General features: G+C 51.4%; 15 protein-coding genes and 1 pseudogene. 11 read left to right on the top strand and 5 right to left on the bottom strand.

All coding sequences use genetic code 11. The annotated features are described in order from the left end of the window. Nucleotides 1-15 precede the first annotated feature (15 nt). The 3 genes from IPI71_05840 (at nt 16) to IPI71_05850 (ending at nt 2,381) form a co-directional block, all read left to right on the top strand. Nucleotides 16-1,428: a dihydropteroate synthase-like protein gene (locus tag IPI71_05840; protein QQR70221.1), complete on the top strand. Its 1,413-nt coding sequence runs from the start codon at nt 16-18 to the stop codon at nt 1,426-1,428. Between the two features lie 153 nt (nt 1,429-1,581). Continuing rightward, a complete protein-coding gene (locus IPI71_05845; protein QQR71963.1) occupies nt 1,582-1,953 on the top strand; it encodes a Mov34/MPN/PAD-1 family protein in 372 nt (123 codons plus the stop codon). Beyond that, nucleotides 1,950-2,381, top strand: a complete 432-nt coding sequence (locus tag IPI71_05850) for an FAD synthase (GenBank protein QQR70222.1) — start codon at nt 1,950-1,952, stop codon at nt 2,379-2,381. Before IPI71_05845 ends, IPI71_05850 begins: the two co-directional genes overlap by 4 nt. 152 nt (nt 2,382-2,533) lie before the next feature. Here IPI71_05850 and IPI71_05855 read toward each other — a convergent pair whose 3' ends face one another. After that, the gene (locus IPI71_05855) at nt 2,534-3,241 is read right to left on the bottom strand and encodes an SAM-dependent methyltransferase (GenBank protein ID QQR70223.1); all 708 of its coding nucleotides are present in this window, start codon (nt 3,239-3,241) and stop codon (nt 2,534-2,536) included. Between the two features lie 413 nt (nt 3,242-3,654). On the opposite strand from IPI71_05855, the gene gmd reads away from it, so the two are divergent. Both gmd and IPI71_05865 read left to right on the top strand, forming a co-directional pair. Then, entirely contained in the window at nt 3,655-4,707 is a 1,053-nt protein-coding gene (gene gmd, locus IPI71_05860) for a GDP-mannose 4,6-dehydratase (protein ID QQR70224.1), read from the top strand. 16 nt (nt 4,708-4,723) lie between these two features. Next, on the top strand, nt 4,724-5,674 hold the full coding sequence (locus IPI71_05865; GenBank protein ID QQR70225.1) for a GDP-L-fucose synthase: 951 nt from the start codon (nt 4,724-4,726) through the stop codon (nt 5,672-5,674). Between the two features lie 210 nt (nt 5,675-5,884). Here IPI71_05865 and IPI71_05870 read toward each other — a convergent pair whose 3' ends face one another. Beyond that, nucleotides 5,885-6,079: a hypothetical protein gene (locus tag IPI71_05870; GenBank protein QQR70226.1), complete on the bottom strand. Its 195-nt coding sequence runs from the start codon at nt 6,077-6,079 to the stop codon at nt 5,885-5,887. A 236-nt stretch (nt 6,080-6,315) separates the two neighbouring features. Then, complete coding sequence (locus IPI71_05875; protein QQR70227.1) at nt 6,316-7,917, bottom strand: hypothetical protein; 1,602 nt, start codon at nt 7,915-7,917, stop codon at nt 6,316-6,318. Between the two features lie 483 nt (nt 7,918-8,400). On the opposite strand from IPI71_05875, the gene rfbA reads away from it, so the two are divergent. The 4 genes from rfbA to rfbB all read left to right on the top strand — a co-directional run bounded on the left by rfbA (nt 8,401) and on the right by rfbB (nt 11,860). Then, complete coding sequence (rfbA, locus tag IPI71_05880; protein ID QQR70228.1) at nt 8,401-9,273, top strand: glucose-1-phosphate thymidylyltransferase RfbA; 873 nt, start codon at nt 8,401-8,403, stop codon at nt 9,271-9,273. A 99-nt stretch (nt 9,274-9,372) separates the two neighbouring features. Then, nucleotides 9,373-9,957, top strand: a complete 585-nt coding sequence (gene rfbC, locus IPI71_05885) for a dTDP-4-dehydrorhamnose 3,5-epimerase (GenBank protein QQR70229.1) — start codon at nt 9,373-9,375, stop codon at nt 9,955-9,957. Next, entirely contained in the window at nt 9,954-10,802 is an 849-nt protein-coding gene (rfbD, locus tag IPI71_05890) for a dTDP-4-dehydrorhamnose reductase (protein QQR70230.1), read from the top strand. Before rfbC ends, rfbD begins: the two co-directional genes overlap by 4 nt. Next, entirely contained in the window at nt 10,799-11,860 is a 1,062-nt protein-coding gene (gene rfbB / locus IPI71_05895; protein ID QQR70231.1) for a dTDP-glucose 4,6-dehydratase, read from the top strand. Before rfbD ends, rfbB begins: the two co-directional genes overlap by 4 nt. 275 nt (nt 11,861-12,135) lie before the next feature. On the opposite strand, the gene IPI71_05900 is transcribed toward rfbB, so the two are convergent. Beyond that, nucleotides 12,136-12,726, bottom strand: a complete 591-nt coding sequence (locus IPI71_05900; protein QQR70232.1) for an N-acetyltransferase — start codon at nt 12,724-12,726, stop codon at nt 12,136-12,138. 383 nt (nt 12,727-13,109) lie between these two features. Between IPI71_05900 and IPI71_05905 the strand changes: the two genes are divergently transcribed. Together IPI71_05905 and IPI71_05910 are read left to right on the top strand one after the other, a co-directional pair. Beyond that, complete coding sequence (locus IPI71_05905) at nt 13,110-14,048, top strand: GNAT family N-acetyltransferase (GenBank protein QQR70233.1); 939 nt, start codon at nt 13,110-13,112, stop codon at nt 14,046-14,048. A gap of 177 nt (nt 14,049-14,225) precedes the next feature. Next, nucleotides 14,226-14,655, top strand: a pseudogene (locus IPI71_05910) (WxcM-like domain-containing protein). A gap of 38 nt (nt 14,656-14,693) precedes the next feature. On the opposite strand, the gene IPI71_05915 reads toward IPI71_05910, so the two are convergent. Beyond that, nucleotides 14,694-16,712 (bottom strand): glycosyltransferase family 61 protein, encoded by a 2,019-nt coding sequence (locus IPI71_05915; GenBank protein QQR70234.1) that lies wholly within the window; start codon nt 16,710-16,712, stop codon nt 14,694-14,696. Nucleotides 16,713-16,850: the final 138 nt, after the last annotated feature.

A 16,850-nucleotide genomic window follows, 5' to 3' on the forward strand; every position in this document is an offset into this window, starting at 1 on the left:
ATACTCTCCTTTATTATGCGCCTCCTCCTCCCCACCGGTACGGCGACCGCCTCCATCGTGAGAAAAGCGGCCGAAGGGATGGATGCCGACGTGGTGGTGACCGGCGAAATCGCCTCGTTCCTGGTCCCGGAGCAGCTGAGGGAACTGGTCCTGGGGAGGGACTACGACCTGGTGCTGGTCTCCGGTATGAGCACCGCGTCGTTTGACGACATTGAAAAGGAGACCGGGGTCCCGGTCTACCGCGGGCCACGCCACGCCGCCGACCTGGAACTCATCCTCCCGCTGCTTTCCACCGTGACCCTCTCCCGCACCGTGCCGGCCGACGAGCTGCTCATCGAACGCCGGCGGGATGAGGCGATGCGGAAGGTCATGGAGCGGGAAACGGGAGCGGAATTCGATTACCTCATCCGGGGGATGAAGATCGGAGGCACCTCGCGGATGAAGGTCCTTGCCGAGGTCATGGACGCCCACCGGGAGCCGGATATCGCTGGCCGGGTGAAGGAGTATTTCTCCGCGGGTGCGGACATCGTCGACCTCGGGTTCGGTTTCGATGCCGTTCCCGCGGATGTGGAACGGGTGTTTGATACACTTTCGGAAGTAACCGGGCCGCTCGCGGTGGATACCCAGGACCCGGCCCTTATCGCTGCGGCACTCGGACGGGCTGACCTCGTGCTGAGCCTGCAGGAGAAGAACATTCCGGAAATCGGGAGCCTCCTTGCGGAGCAGGGGACCGGTGCCGTGGTGGTCCCTGGAGAGCGATCGCTTGCCGAGAACATCCGGGCAGCGGAAGAGGCCGGCATCTCCTGCATCATCGCCGACCCGCTGCTCCCGCCCGCAGGGTCGGGACTGGTGGAGGCTCTCGGGAATTTTTCAGCGGTAGGATACCCGCTCTTCTTCGGTGCCGGCAACGTGGTCGAGCTCCTGGATGCCGATTCCATCGGGGCGAATGCATTGCTGGCCGGCATGGCAATGGAGGTGAACGCCGCGGTCATCTTTACAAGCGAGCACAGCGACAAGACCAGGGGATCGATAGCGGAGATGCGGCGGGCAACGGAGATGATGGTGCTTTCCCTCGGCAGGCCGTACCCGAAAGATCTCGGCATCGACCTCCTGGTAATCAAGGAGAAGCGGCGGCGGAGGGAGCCGCCGGTTGAGTACGCGAGCCTCGTCCCGGTTGTGCCCATGCCGCGGGAGATTTGCTATGATCCCTGCGGTAACTTCCGGATCGGGGTCGAGGGAAATGAGATCGTGGCGGTCGTACACGGGAAGGCTTACCGGGGCACTTCGTGGGCGGACCTGTTCCACACCATCCAGGAGAACGGGGACGTCTCGCTCCTTGACCATGCCGCGTACCTGGGTGCCGAGCTGTTCAAGGCCGGGCTGGCGATCCGCTTCGGACGGAGCTTCGAGCAGGACGGGCCGTTCTAGGGAAAGGCCCGGGTTGATCACGCGGCAGTTTCCGGTATCCTGCGCTACCCTCGTCCCGTGCCCGCCTTCCGTGTCCGGGAAGCCGTTCAACCGTTTGTGGTTTCTCACGACCCCTAGTTTAATTTCCATTCTTACCAAATGAAGAAGAACAGGATGCAGATACGGGGCATACGAAAGGATCTCCTCATCCTCCTGCTGCAGGTCGGCAAAGAGCAGCACCCGAACGAGTACGCCGGCCTGCTGCGGGAGAAGGACGGGATCATCGAGGAACTGAACCTCCTTCCCGGGACCACCAGTACCGGGGTCTCGGCGAGCCTGTACCTCGACATGATGCCGCTTGACACCCACCTTGCCGGGAGCGTCCACTCACATCCAAACGGCGTGCTCATCCCCTCGGATGCCGACCTCTCTTTCTTCCCCCGTACCGGGAGCTATCACCTCATCGTCGGCTTCCCTTACAACGAGGGGGACTGGGCCTGCTTCCGGGCCAACGGGACTCCGGTAGAGCTCGAGGTGGTGGGATGAGACGGGTGGTCGCGACCGGGACGTTTGATCTACTCCATACCGGGCACCTGTACTACCTCGAAGAGTCGCGGCGACTCGGCGACGTGCTGTACGTGATCGTTGCCCGGGACGCGAACGTGAAGCACAAGCCCCGGCCGATCGTCCCTGAGGATCAGCGGCTGAAGATGGTCGCCTCCCTAAAGCCGGTCGACCATGCCGTTCTCGGTGACCTCCACGACATGTTCCGGCCGATCCGGGAGATCCGGCCGGCGGTCATCACCATCGGGTTCAACCAGCACTTCAACGAGGAGAAGCTCCGGAAGGAACTGGCGGCACAGGGCATTTCTGCCGAGGTGGTCAGGATCGGGAAGTATGCCGGCGACACTTACTGCAGCTCGAGCCTGATCATCAGGCAGGTGCTCGAGCGGTACCGGGACGGGAATCAATAAAAACCCGGGTGAGCTTCGCAATATCCGATCCGCTGAAGATGGAATGGTACTGATCCCCGGTTCTCCCTTTCCGGACCAGGATCCCGCCTCCCATATCGGGGAGAGTGTACTCTTTACAGATCCGGTATCCGAACCAGTGCCCAATCCCAACATCACACTCCCGGGTAGAAGGGGCACTTCTCCTTCAGGCACTCCGCGTTCCTGGTGCTGAACCGGCAACGGATGATCCTTGGCATGGGCAGTCTGATGTGCATTTCCTCGTCCAGGAACCTGACCGCTGACTGGAGCGCGAGGAAGGTGTTTCGCTTGCAGCAGCGCGGGCCGCCATGCAGTGCGATCTCCCCAAGCGTGCGGGCCGTGACCAGGTTCGAGAGCCGCCACTCTTCCTGGGAAAGCGGTGTTGCCCCGGTGACCACGCTCACGAAGATACCGGTTCCCACCGCCGCCCCGCAGTCGCCCATCATCCCGCAGAAACCCCCCTTCACCAGCTCCGCTCGCCTACGGGCTGCCTTGATGCACCGCTCCTTCCGGTCCTGCTGACCGGAGTGGTTGTAGAGCGCTGCGATTAACACCGCCGGGACCAGGAAATGGTGTTCAGGGCCATGCATCTTGATGGCCGGACTTTCCAGGAGCGGTTCGGCGATGACGAAGGGGTTGTCCGATGTGCTCCGGATGGTGGTGGACTCGATCAGGTCATCGGCACCCATCCTGTGGCAGCGGTCGCAGACGTAATGGCCATTCACGCACCGGGAGAAGGAGAGGTGTTTTTCTTTGCAGAACAGGCATTCCATCTCCTCCGGCTCAGTAAAGTATTCGATGGGGGCGCCGCAGATGAGGCAGCCGGTGGCAGGAGAGGGCATGAGGGAGTAATAAGTTACAGAGTGAATAAGGATATCCCAACATCTATCTTTCACATGGTGAGCGAAGCATTTTATTTAGTTTTTTTTTAAAAAAAAATTCGTTGATCCCGATACCTTGAAGTTATTCCGTTCTCTTCCGGTTGGCTAATCGATCATTGATTTGTATGAATTAACTGAGATGCCGTCTTCTTCCCAAGAAAATGAATTGCTTTTCGTTATTCCTGATGTTCTGAGCTGAGCTATGAGGAATCAATCAGCTGTTCAAACAATCAGGAACAATATGATGCCTTCTTCTGTCCCGGAAAATGAACAACGACTATAACGGAAGAAATCGCATAGTCACATACGCCCCTGCGGGAGGCATAAAGATCTGTTCCGAATCATCGACAGTGGTTGAAGGTGGAACGTAATCCATGGCACATAAAAAGGCATTCATCACGGGAATAACCGGCCAGGACGGGTCGTACCTGGCCGAGCTCCTGTTATCCAAAGGATATGAAGTACATGGCCTCATCCGACGATCATCGACCTTTAATACCAGCCGGATCGATCATATTTACGTCGATCCCCATGTGAGGGGTGCCCAGCTCTTCCTCCACTACGGGGACCTTTCAGACAACGAGATGATCTCCAATGTCATCTACAACATTTGCCCCGATGAGATCTACCATCTCGGGGCGCAGAGCCATGTCCGGGTAAGTTTTGACACTCCCGAATACACCGGAAACGTAACCGGAATCGGGACAACCCGTCTCCTCGAATGCATCCGGTACCAGTGCGCGACCGGGATCAGATTCTACCAGGCTTCCTCGAGCGAGATGTTCGGGTCTGCACCACCTCCCCAGAGTGAAACAACCCCGTTCCAGCCCCGGAGCCCCTACGCCTGCGCCAAGCTGTATGCCTTCTGGATGACCCGGAACTACCGGGAAGGATACCAACTCTTCGCCTCGAACGGCATCCTCTTCAACCACGAATCGCCGCGAAGGGGGGAAACGTTTGTCACCCGGAAGATAACCAGGGCGATTGCCCGGATCCTCGGGGGAAAGGATCGGTACCTGTATCTCGGCAACCTCGATGCACGACGTGATTGGGGCTATGCCCCCGAATACGTGGAGTGCATGTGGAAGATTCTCCAGCAGGACACTCCCGGTGACTTCGTGATCGGGACTGGCGAGACTCATTCGGTGAAGGAGTTCCTCGAGGCGGCATTCGCCTATACCGGTCTGAATGTTGAGGAGCATGTCCGCATCGATCACCGCTACTTCCGGCCAACCGAAGTGGAGGTATTGATCGCCGATCCTTCGCGTGCGGAAACGGTGCTCCAATGGAAACCCCGGATCAGGTTCCCCGAGCTCGTGAAGATCATGGTTGACGCCGATCTCAGGATTGCCGGGATAAACCCGCCCGGAGAAGGCGATGAAATCCTCGCCCGCATATATCCTGACCGGTGGTGGAAGTCCGATTAGCCGGGGAGGTTTTAAAATGAACTACTGGGATGGAAAGCGAATCCTGATCACGGGTGGGGCAGGTTTTCTTGGGTCGCATCTTGTAGAGGAGCTCCGGAGGAGGGGGGTTCGTGATTCCCAGATCCGGATACCCCGGAGCAGGGATGCCGACCTCCGGAGACGTGAGGATTGTGACCGGGTCGTGGCCGGGCAGGATCTCGTCATCCACCTGGCAGCTACGGTGGGGGGGATCGGCTTTAACCGGGACAACCCGGCGGTTCTCTTCTATGACAATGCCCTCATGGGCATCCATGTCATCGAGGCCGCCCGCCTGGAAGGGGTTGAAAAATGCGTGGTTATCGGCACGATCTGTGCCTATCCCAAGTTCACCCCGGTGCCGTTCCGCGAGGAAGATCTCTGGAACGGGTATCCCGAGGAGACGAATGCGCCCTACGGTCTTGCCAAGAAGATGCTCCTCGTCCAGGCGCAGACGTATCGCGAGCAGTACGGGTTCAATGCCATCTACCTCCTCCCGGTCAACCTGTACGGGCCGCGGGACAATTTCGACCCGGCAGTCTCGCATGTCATCCCGGCCCTCATCCGGAAATTTGTCGAGGCAGTGGATGAAGGTAAGGAGAGCGTGGAGGTCTGGGGGACCGGGTCGGTATCACGGGAGTTCATCTACGTGAAGGATGCCGCCCGGGGAATCGCCATGGCCACCGAATCCTATAACGGTCCAGAACCGGTGAACCTCGGGTCCGGGAAGGAGATCAGGATCAGGGACCTGGTGGATCTCATTGCCGAGCTGACCGGATTTGATGGAAACATCGCCTGGGATACATCAAAGCCCGACGGCCAGCCCCGGAGGTGTCTTGATACCTCGCGGGCGAAGCGGGAGTTCGGGTTCGAAGCGGCGATGGAGTTTCGCGAGGGACTGGAAGAGACCATCGCATGGTACAGGGAGATCCGGAAGCAGAACCCGGCGTGACCCACAGGGAATGCCTTTTTCCCTGTGAAGACCGGAGATTTTCAATCGGACAGATCAGGACTTGAAGGTGTGACTAAATCGTTCAGTGCAAGCTCTTGCGATCCATTCCGAATCGATTGTATCGGTCCTCTTCCACGGTATCCACTTGATGTGGTAGGCATTCGCAACGATCGTCTCAACGCTTACCTGCAAGGCGTCGTAAAGAGGAATTCAGTAATCTCCCATCGATTCAAATGCCATAACCTCGTATTGTTCCGCAAGGATCCATTCCCGCAATTGAAGAAGATGTTCCAGTGGATTTGGAATTTTCTCGGTTTTCTTCTCCTTGCTCCGGTATAGAGCCGTCCTAACGAGACATTTCTTGTGAACGTTTTTCCCGCCAACTTCACTTCGTGATCTCCTCATATTTACCTCGTGTGGACAGAATGATTACTCGGAGGCCACTTTGTAATCCGCGCTCTCGGGCGCACTTCGGTGTTCGATGAGTCATGCTAGGCTGGTTTTTGTAACAGGATCCAAGTCCTGAAAGACAAACAGCCTTCACCGCTCATAAAAGAAGATCTTGCACAAGGTTAGATTTTCTTCACTTCGGTGCTAAGCTCCAACTTCATGAAAGTTTTTTATTGATATTGATAACTTTTTCACCATGGTCCAACAACGGCAATATCCCCAGCCTGTCCGATAAAGGCAACCCGATCGATCCCCTGACCATCCCACACGAAGTTCCCGCTGTAGTCGAGGACCCAGAGGCCATCCCGGAAGATGCCGATCTTATCGGTACCATCACTGTTCCAATCTCCAACAACGGCAATATCCCCAGCCTGTCCGATAAAGGCAACCCGATCGATCCCCGGACCATCCCACACGAAGTTCCCGCTGTAGTCGAGGACCCAGAGGCCATCCCGGAAGATGCCGATCTTATCGGTACCATCACTGTTCCAATCTCCAACAACGGCAATATCGCCTGCCTGGCCGATACAGGCAACCTGATCGATTCCCGGACCATCCCACACGAAGTTCCCGTTGTAATCGAGGACCCAGAGGCCGTCCCGGAAGATGCCGATCTTATCGGTACCATCTCCGTTCCAATCTCCGATAACGGGAACATCACCAGCCTGTCCGATCCAGGCAACCCGATCGATCCCCGGACCATCCCACACGAAGTTCCCGTTGTAATCGAGGACCCAGAGACCGTCCCGGAAGATGCCGATCTTATCGGTACCATCTCCGTTCCAATCTCCGATAACGGGAACATCGCCAGCCTGTCCGATAAAGGCAACCCGATCGATCCCCGGACCATCCCACACGAAGTTCCCGTTGTAATCGAGGACCCAGAGACCGTCCCGGAAGATGCCGATCTTATCGGTACCATCTCCGTTCCAATCTCCGATAACGGGAACATCACCAGCCTGTCCGATAAAGGCAACCCGATCGATCCCCGGACCATCCCACAGGTAGTTCCCGTTGTAGTCCAGAACCCAGAGGCCGTCCCGGAAGATGCCGATCTTTGGATAAACCTGCTGTGGTAGTGTTACTTTCACAAAATCCATTGTTGCATGCCAGCCGGTATATCGTGCCCCGCCAAGGAATCTCAAAGATCCATAGGCAGCTCCGGTTCCGACCAGGTTGAAACCGTACACGGTTGGTGTAGGATACCCGGGATCGCTCGTGAGGCCGTCGAGGATGATTCTCCGGTGCCCCCAGCTCGAGGCTGCATCGTCCCAGACCAGATCATGGACGATCATGTTTGCCACAGTGTCTGCATCGAGATCCGGATAGCCGAACGAAATGCACTCCCCCCAGGCAAGCCAGGGTATTCCTGCGGCAGTGAGGCGGGTTCCCAGGTTCGGTTCTCCGGGAATGGTGTGGCCGCCATAATCCGAGCTGATCATCAATAGCGTGTGGTTCCTGGCCACCGATGCAAGTGTTTCGTTATAGGTATAGGGACGAAGGCCCATGTTTACCCGCTCGACATTGATATAGTACGCAATGGCGGCTTCGATCATGGTCTCTTTCGAAAGGGCTGTTGGTTCTGCAAAAGCGGGTGTTTCAGCGGACAAAGGGAATTCTGCGGCGGCATCATACGATGGAAAAAACAGTGCAGCTTCTGTTTCGACCATCGTCTCGGGTGTGGGTGCTGAATCCATCGGAACGGCCGGTTCCGTTGCCAGTGCCGGTTCATTTGAAATCGATCCCCACAGGGAGTCCGGAGTCGCATTATCGGCATAGCCTTCCTGTTCCATGCGTAAGATCCCGGAATCAGGAGGGGTCAGGTTATCTGCCCAGACTGGTACGGAACAAACGAATACCAGGATAACCAGAACTGCAGAGATTATTTTGAACGTCATACGAATGTGCCAGGTACAGTTTCAGAAGTGCCTCGTCTTGATATTTTCCGGCATTCAGGTTCATCGGACATATGAAGAGTAACCGGATAAACCTAAAATGGTTTCTTTTAGAACTGGTATTGACCATCTCCACGACACGCAGAACCGAACAAAAAATGGACAAGCTGGGAATAACTCCGGTTCAGCGTGTTGGAGAATAATTCCATATCCTCCTTATCTCGTGTGTTTTTCTCGATCGAATGTTTTTATGTTCTTCAGTAGAGCAGCGGACCACCCCTCCAGCGATTCGCCCATATCAGCAAAGTGCCTAATCTCTCTCGAAAGCCCCACCCCACCTTCAAAAAATGCATATATAGCGATACGATACCATATTGTATTATGAAGGGGATTATTCTGGCTGGGGGATTCGGTACCCGTCTTTATCCGCTAACCAGGGGTGTATCGAAACACCTGCTCCCGGTGTATGACAAACCGCTCATCTATTATCCTCTTTCAGTGCTGATGCTTGCCGGGATCCGCGAAATCCTGATCATATCGACACCCCGCGATATCCCCGCATATGAAGAACTGCTGGGAGATGGAAGCCGGCTCGGAATTAAGTTCTCATATGCTGTCCAGGAAAATCCCGGAGGACTGGCGGAGGCGTTCATCATCGGTGAAAAATTCATCGGGAGGGACAAGGTTGCCCTGATCCTCGGAGATAACATCTTTTACGGGCAGCATTTCAGCGCACTACTCCGGGATGCAGTGCAGCTGGACAGCGGGGCACTGATATTCGGGTACTACGTGAAAGACCCCCGTGCCTACGGGGTCGTGGAATTCGATTCCCGGGGAGAACCGGTATCCATTGAGGAAAAACCCCAAAAACCGCGGTCGAATTACGCGATACCAGGACTCTATTTCTATGATAACGAGGTGGTCAGGATCGCGAAGACGATCACCCCTTCAAAAAGGGGCGAATTGGAGATTACCGATGTAAATAAGGAGTACCTGAAAAAGGGAGCCCTGAAGGTGATACCGCTTGGCAGAGGCATGGCATGGCTGGATGCAGGTACCCACCGCTCACTGCTTGAGGCATCCAATTTCATCGAAGCGATCCAGAAGAGACAGGGCCTTTATATCGCCTGTATCGAGGAAATTGCTTTTAACCTGGGATATATCACGAGGCACCAGCTCAAAGACCTGGCTGAAAGCATGAATAATACGGAATATGGAAGCTATTTAAGTGAACTTGCCGGAAGTGATACGTGATTGATGAGGGATCATGAGGGATACACTCCTCTTCCAGGAAAGGATGTGTATGTTCATGACTGATGCCATCCATTAACCGGAAAGGATGAGTGAGAATGTATGACGGATAAATTCAGGAAGATCCCTACTGACCTTGACGGTGTCACACTCATCGAGCCTGTTGTCCTTAGCGATGGCCGCGGATTTTTTTTCGAGTCCTACAACAAGAGGGAGTTCGAAAAGATTGGGATCTATACCGAATATGTCCAGGATAATCACTCTGCTTCTGAAAAGGGTGTGATTCGGGGGCTGCATTTCCAGAAAAAGCATCCTCAGGAGAAACTGGTCAGGGTTGTGAGAGGATCCATATTCGATGTGGTGGTTGATCTCAGGAGTAATTCACCAGGATTCGGGAGGTCTGCCGGGGTTACTCTGTCAGCGGCTGGGGCGACGATCCATATCCCGGCCGGGTTCGCCCACGGGTTTCTCGCCCTTGAAGAGAATACCCATGTGCTCTATAAGACCTCGGAGTTCTATTACCCGGAACATGATGCAGGCATCCTGTGGAACGACCCGCAATTGAAAATTCACTGGCCGCTAGAGGAATATGGCATCCAGAAGCCGATCGTTTCGGAAAAAGACCGGCAACTGCCACGACTGAGTGAAATTGAGCCTCCTTTTACTTTCGGAGGGAATCAGCCTTGAAAATCCTGGTCACTGGAGCGAGGGGACAGCTGGGGCAGGATATCGTCCGGGCCTGCACAAAGCGGGGATTCCCGGTCACCGCGGCGGATTCAAGAACCCTGGATATCACCGACTTTGCCTTGGTTCGAAAATACCTTCAAAACCACCCGTGGGACATACTTATCAACTGTGCCGCATACAATGCCGTCGATCAGGCAGAAAAGGACTGGAGAAACGCGTACCAGATCAATGGTCTCGGCGTGAGAAACCTTGCCTGTGCGGTCAATGAATGCAGCGGGGTCCTGGTTCACTATTCCAGCGATTATGTTTTTAATGGGGAGATGAAGAGGCCCTATACTATTTTCGACCCCCCCTCTCCTCTGAACCGTTATGGAGAAAGCAAGCTGCTGGGCGAGCAATTTGTCCGGGATCTTTCCTACCGGTTTTTCCTCATACGGGTGAGCTGGGTCTTTGGAAAAGATAATACCAACTTCGCACAGAAAGTGGTCGAATGGAGCAGGGCCTCAAAGGAATTAAAAATCGTCGATGACCAGGTGGCATCTCCCACGTATACCGCTGATCTTGCCATGGCAACCCTCGATCTCATCGGATCAGAACAATACGGACTCTATCACATCACCAACAGTGGGTACTGCTCCCGTTACGAATGGGCTTCTGCTATCCTGGATATACTTGGCTGGGACGGGACCATCATCAGGGCATCTTCTGAAGAATTTCCCCTCCCCGCAAAAAGACCCCGCTGCTCGGTGCTCGACAATTTCGGTACCCGTGAGGCGCTCGGATACGATCTTCCCGGCTGGAAGGATGCCACGGCAAGGTATCTCATGGAGAAATTTTTATCATGACCAGAAATATCCTGATTACCGGTGTTGCAGGGTTTATCGGCAGCAATTTCGTGTACCATTACCTGGACAGTCACCCTGATCGGACGGTCATCGGCTACGATAACCTGACTTATGCAGGAAATCTGGACAACCTTTCGGCCATCCCGGGGTCCCAGCGGAACCGGTTTATCTTTATCAAGGGAGACATCTGTGACCAGGACAGAGTCGAAGAGGTATTTCAGGAATACCGGATAGAAGGCGTGATCAACTTTGCTGCAGAAAGCTATGTGGACCGTTCAATCCGGGATCCAAGAGTTTTTATGAGATCAAACATCCTTGGCACCGGCGTATTGCTTGATACAGCTCTCAAATTCTGGCAGGAAAGTTCATTCAGCGATGAGGATACGAGATTCCTGCAGGTCTCAACCGATGAAGTATACGGTTCGCTCGGACCCGACGGATACTTCACCGAGGACACTCCCCTCGATCCGCACAACCCGTATTCTGCGAGCAAGGCATCCGCCGACCTTCTTGCTTCTGCGTACCATGACACCTACCGGCTTCCGGTAATCATTACCCGGTGCTCAAATAATTACGGCCCCTACCAGTTCCCTGAAAAACTGGTTCCTCTGGTAATCACCAAAGCACTGGATCACCAGCCAATCCCGGTCTATGGGGACGGGAGGCAGGTTCGGGACTGGCTCTATGTGCAAGACCATTGTATAGCTGTCGATCTCACTTATGAAAGAGGGGGTATCGGTGAGATCTATAACATCGGGGGGAATAACGAACTGGAGAATCTCGATTTGATCCGCCTGGTGCTTTCGGAGCTTTCAAGAGAAACCGGTGATTTTGAAATCAACGAAAACCTGATCCGCCATGTTGCTGACCGTCCAGGACACGACCGCAGATATGCAATAGACTCGGGAAAAATTCGCCGGGTCCTTGGATGGAATGCGGCAACACGGTTTGATGAGGGTATTAAAAAAACGATTCGCTGGTATCTGGAAAATAAGACCTGGTTGCAGAGGGTTGCCTCGGGGAATACCGGAGAAACCAGTGAATGGCCTTATAATTAGAGAACGTTTCAAGCGGTTGGTTAAATTATATCGTGAACAGATGTATATTAAATTGATATCCGACCGATTTAACAGGTTAGCTCCGAAAACTTCGTTAATCACAACACTAACAAGCGTTAGTGGATGATGATTGGTTTTTTATTCGATGCCATTTATAACCGTTAAGGATAGTAGTGAGTTTATCTAAAAATGTTTGGTTTCTTCGCGGGACCTGCGGAACGTCGGGTCTCCACTCAAACTAATGGGTAGACTTCAGGGAAAGACTCAATACAAGGTTACTTCTGCAACTCATCCGGTAATTCACGAAATCGTGCTGGAGAGCCTATTGCCAGCATTCCAGGTGGAACATCGCGGGTGACAATTGATCCTGCCGCCACAACTGAACCGGCCCCTACCTCCACCGCGGGGAGAATGATGGATCCAGCCCCAATTACTGCTTTATCGTTAATAAGAGGACCTTGCTCGATCCTTTTATCCGGGGGGAACCGGTTATTTGTAAAAATCGCGTTCGGGCCAATAAAAACCTCGTTTCCGATAGTAGAATAGGGACAGATACCGGCCAATGCCTGGATTCGGACATAATCTCCAATTTCACAATTACCGTCAATTACAACCGAGTGACCGATGGTTGCATGATGACCGATGGTAGTCTTCTCCCGAATCAGGATATTATGGCCGCACTGAAGGTTGTCCCCAATAGCGACGTCGCAGTATATGACTGTTCCGGAACGGATAACCGAACCTTTTCCGATTACTGTTCCGGGATAATCTGTTTCACCTATTCGCTCCTGTGAAGGGAATCCAAGGACAACAGGTTCAAATATTGTCGTTCCTTTTCCAATAATATTTCTCCCATAATTGACCATGAATTCTCACGACCTGGGAATCATTAAGGTTACCCACACATCTGTGAATAAATACTTTGGTTGGATAATAGATCAAAGTTACTTTTCATGGAATGAATGAAGTATAGTATTTTATTGACACCTTTTTTTTTTAAATCTTGCGAATTGTCGGCAGAGTTCAAATCTGTTATTTGAAACTGCCTTAACCGACCGCATTTCAAGCCTGTCGAACCCTCTCATTTTGAAGATAAGCGCGACATTTCCATTTGAAAGAAAAATTATTTGTCTATTAATCCCGATTATCCATAGAAACAGATTTTTCGATCGACAGATGGCTCCCCGGTTACTATTCATGCGGGAATGCACGATCATGATAGAATGAACTCCTGTGGAGGAAATGCCTGATGATTACAGTTGAAACGTACGGTCCTGAAAGAAAATCCGAATGGAACGCATTTATTGCAAGATCAAAAAACGGCATGTTTCTCTTCGATCGTAATTACATGGAATATCACCAGGATCGGTTTGATGATTGTTCCCTGATGTTCTACAAAGACGAACGTCTTATCGCAACTCTTCCTGCCCATCTTGATCAGGATACCCTGTATTCCCATGAAGGCTTAACCTTTGGAGGAATCATCAGCGGGATGGAGATGAGGGCAGTCACCATGCTTGATATTTTCAGTGAATTACTGGGTTACGCAAAGCAAAACAACATAAAAAAGATCAGGTACAAATCAATCCCCTATATCTTTCACACGATTCCGGCAGAGGAAGACCGGTATGCCCTTTTTATCAATAAAGCATCGCTTTACCGGCGCGACCTTTCTTTTGCAATCAACATCTCTGAACCATTGAGACCCCTGAGCTCCCGTACCAGGGGGATTCGGAAGGCACAGAAGGCAGGGCTTGATGTAAGGGAGAGTGATAACATCAAGGAATTCTGGGATATCTTGGGATCGAATCTCATGAAAAGGTATGGCACGAAACCTGTGCACAGCTATGAAGAGATTAAGTTACTCAAGGATAGGTTTCCCGATGAAATTCGGTTTTTTTCATGCTATAAGGAGGATCAGCACCTGGGTGGAGTGGTGATTTACGCAAGCAGAAATGTCGCACATATTCAATATGTAGCAAATTCTGAACAGGGTCGACAGATGCATGCCCTTGACCTTATTGTCCCCTATCTCATAACAACCACTTATTTTAAGAAAAGATATCTTTCGTTGGGTGTATCTACCGAACAGCAAGGATGGTATCTGAATAGGAATCTTTCGCGGTACAAGGAAAGCTATGGGTCGGGAGCTGTTGTTCATGATTTTTATGAATTGAAAGTCAGATAATCGATCCAGTGCTGTATCTCGATACTGAAGCGTGGAAAAATTGACAGAATCGCACTGGAGAAATTAAAAATACTTTATTAAAAAGACTATTACAATAATAACTCATTGGCTAGACATATCTTTCATCTTGCCACAAAACCGAACGATTTGAGATCATTTTCGGATAGGGGGGAGCAAATGAAGAGGGAAACATGCAGGATTATCAAATTGCCGAAAATAGTCGACTACAGGGGGAATATCACCTTTATTGAGGCTAAAAAACATATTCCCTTTGAAATACAGAGAGTATATTATCTGTATGATATCCCGAGCCGGGGAAGAACGTGGAGGGCATGCCCACAGGAATCTTGAGCAGTTAATAATATCAGTGAGCGGAAGTTTCGATGTAATTATCCACGACGGTAGCCTGAAAAGAAAATTTCATCTCAACCGACCCAATTATGGTCTTTATCTTCCTCCGATGACCTGGCGCGAGCTCGAAAATTTCTCTTCGGGCTCGGTGTGCCTGGTCCTGGCGTCAGAATACTTCGATCAGGATGACTATATTCGTGATTTTCTTGAATTCACAGATCAACGGAAAAATTCTACGAACCTGAAGAATTTTTAATAAATTTTTAAAAAAATTGTTGATCCAATGATGGAGTTCTATTGGGTGATATTAAAAGTGATCAGGTCAGGATAATGGTAGTAGTGGTGTCGATCATGTGTAACGATCTTTAAACTACATTTTCTTATCCCGTGAGGTAGACTATTAGCAGGTATTATTGCAATAAAACCACAATGCAAGAGTTTTTCATTCCTGAAGTGGGCTGACACATCCGGTCTTTTCAGAGAGTAGAATGCACGATATTGCTGGCCAGAATCAAAAGAGATGAAGACGGTTGCCGCTGGTGCATCTGCAATGACATCAATAGCCCAGCCCTCGATGAAAAGATCCTGTCCGCCGTCAATAAAAATACTTGAAGGATAATCAGAACGAATCTTCCAATTGATTCTATCGATATGATAACTTGTGTCGGCAGGGAAAACGGGGAGAGTATCGATGCAAATATGTGATACCTGATGGGGTTTATTCAAGGGGTGATTGCCTGATACCATACCGGACAGCTCATCTAGTGATTGAATGGTTTCTTCTATTTTTTCAACATCAATAACATAATCTCTTTGATGTTTAACGATGGAAGTTCCGGGAATTGGTTTACCTGTGACATTGACCGTTTCCAAATCCATATATCTGGCAAACCATGAATAGAAGGAATATGCTGTCGCGGTCAGAGGTAAGATTATGGTTGTGTTCGGGGCAAAAATCATATTGACCAGCCCCGCCCCCCCAGGACCAGCGATCACGCGGGCAGAGGAGAAGAGAGCTACCTGTTCACTAAATGAGAGTTCTGCAGGGTTCAGTGATAGAAAACCGTATTTAACGAATGTCTCCTCAACCTCCTTTTCGTTGACGGGCCTGCGGTATAACGCCTCTTTCCGATGGATGTAGAGAAGATGTCCCATACCATAATCACGTTTTCTCATGTTGTGAGAGAATTTCTGCCGTAAAAATTGTATAGCGAGGGGGGGGATTGCCCCCAATGATCCAGTCTCTGCTCCCTTTTTTCCATCGAGCGGAATAAATGATAAATTGGATGGTACAAGCAGTCTTTTCACCCTGTAACGCATTCCGTCATGGATGCAGATAATCGGTCTCCGGGACGAGTTGCACATTTCCAGGGCTTCGATTAGGTTCGGATGAAGTTTAGCATTAACGATCAGTGGTATTCTTTCATCTATGTCAAACTGGTCAAGGGTCCAGAAGCGGGGGATAAATTCGATCAGCCAGTGAAAATAATTTTCTGCATTGACACCGTCCATGAATATCCCCTCTTCTATATCAGGGCCCCAATCTTTTTCAAAGGTTAAAAGGACGGTATTTGTGGCATCGTCATTGATAATACGATCCCATTGTCGGAAATCAATGCTCTCTTTTTCCGGATGCAGGTACGCATCGTATAATGCCCTCGAGTTGTTATCAGCGAGAATGAGGGTATATCCGCCAATAATAACAACATCACGCAATTCAGCAAAATAGCCTTCGGGAACATCGCCGAAGCCGAAGATATTCTGCCGGTAGAATGAGCCAAACCCCCTTTGGGATGGTTCTTCCTGGACCCTAGCCTCCTGTACGATGGTATAGGGGAGGGAATTGGCTGTACACCACTCTTTTACAGTTGATACTATACATAAAAAGGTATCATTTTCAGAGAAATCATTGCCGAGACATTCCTGATCCTTTTTATAGCAGGTGAACGCTTCATCCAGACGCCCCTCGGCTACCGCAATTTCATACTCCCGGGCATGAGTCCGCATTTGTTCTTCCGTGATGGTAACCGCAATTTCACATACAGGTTCAGAGTGAGAACCGCTCATCATGACTTCCAGCATATAATCGCCTGCGGTGTAGGGGGCAACGACATGCATGCTGATCTTTGTTGATGAGCCTGCCGGCAAGAAAGCACGGAGAGGCGTCTTGGCGTATCCCTGAACGAGATTGTCGTCGGAAATAGATCTCCACTGGTAAATAAAGTATACCGGATCAGAAGAAGGTGAACCCAGAGGAAAGCCAGTATTATTGTAAATAAAGAGAGGAATTCTATTTTGCTCGTCAATTCGCATTGATAGATTTGTTAAACAACAGACAACAGGAATGTCGAGTCTGGGGGAGGGTATCCTTTTGATTTTCCTCTTCCTGGAATAAGACTTTTTTAATTTACGTTTTTGCGTATTCTTCCTGATCATTCTGACCTGTTCCTA

It is taken from the genome of Methanolinea sp. (assembly GCA_016699325.1).
Taxonomy (GTDB): domain Archaea; phylum Halobacteriota; class Methanomicrobia; order Methanomicrobiales; family Methanospirillaceae; genus UBA9949.

What these genes read in the sequence shown, in the direction of transcription:
- rfbB (QQR70231.1), top strand. Translation starts at nt 10,799, where the DNA reads ATGACCAGAAATATCCTGATTACCGGTGTTGCAGGGTTTATCGGCAGC.
- IPI71_05850 (QQR70222.1), top strand. Translation starts at nt 1,950, where the DNA reads ATGAGACGGGTGGTCGCGACCGGGACGTTTGATCTACTCCATACCGGG.
- IPI71_05915 (QQR70234.1), bottom strand. Translation starts at nt 16,712, where the DNA reads ATGCGAATTGACGAGCAAAATAGAATTCCTCTCTTTATTTACAATAAT.
- gmd (QQR70224.1), top strand. Translation starts at nt 3,655, where the DNA reads ATGGCACATAAAAAGGCATTCATCACGGGAATAACCGGCCAGGACGGG.
- rfbA (QQR70228.1), top strand. Translation starts at nt 8,401, where the DNA reads ATGAAGGGGATTATTCTGGCTGGGGGATTCGGTACCCGTCTTTATCCG.
- IPI71_05840 (QQR70221.1), top strand. Translation starts at nt 16, where the DNA reads ATGCGCCTCCTCCTCCCCACCGGTACGGCGACCGCCTCCATCGTGAGA.
- IPI71_05875 (QQR70227.1), bottom strand. Translation starts at nt 7,917, where the DNA reads ATGGAACAGGAAGGCTATGCCGATAATGCGACTCCGGACTCCCTGTGG.
- IPI71_05865 (QQR70225.1), top strand. Translation starts at nt 4,724, where the DNA reads ATGAACTACTGGGATGGAAAGCGAATCCTGATCACGGGTGGGGCAGGT.
- IPI71_05900 (QQR70232.1), bottom strand. Translation starts at nt 12,726, where the DNA reads ATGGTCAATTATGGGAGAAATATTATTGGAAAAGGAACGACAATATTT.
- rfbC (QQR70229.1), top strand. Translation starts at nt 9,373, where the DNA reads ATGACGGATAAATTCAGGAAGATCCCTACTGACCTTGACGGTGTCACA.
- IPI71_05855 (QQR70223.1), bottom strand. Translation starts at nt 3,241, where the DNA reads ATGCCCTCTCCTGCCACCGGCTGCCTCATCTGCGGCGCCCCCATCGAA.
- IPI71_05905 (QQR70233.1), top strand. Translation starts at nt 13,110, where the DNA reads ATGATTACAGTTGAAACGTACGGTCCTGAAAGAAAATCCGAATGGAAC.
- IPI71_05870 (QQR70226.1), bottom strand. Translation starts at nt 6,079, where the DNA reads ATGAGGAGATCACGAAGTGAAGTTGGCGGGAAAAACGTTCACAAGAAA.
- IPI71_05845 (QQR71963.1), top strand. Translation starts at nt 1,582, where the DNA reads ATGCAGATACGGGGCATACGAAAGGATCTCCTCATCCTCCTGCTGCAG.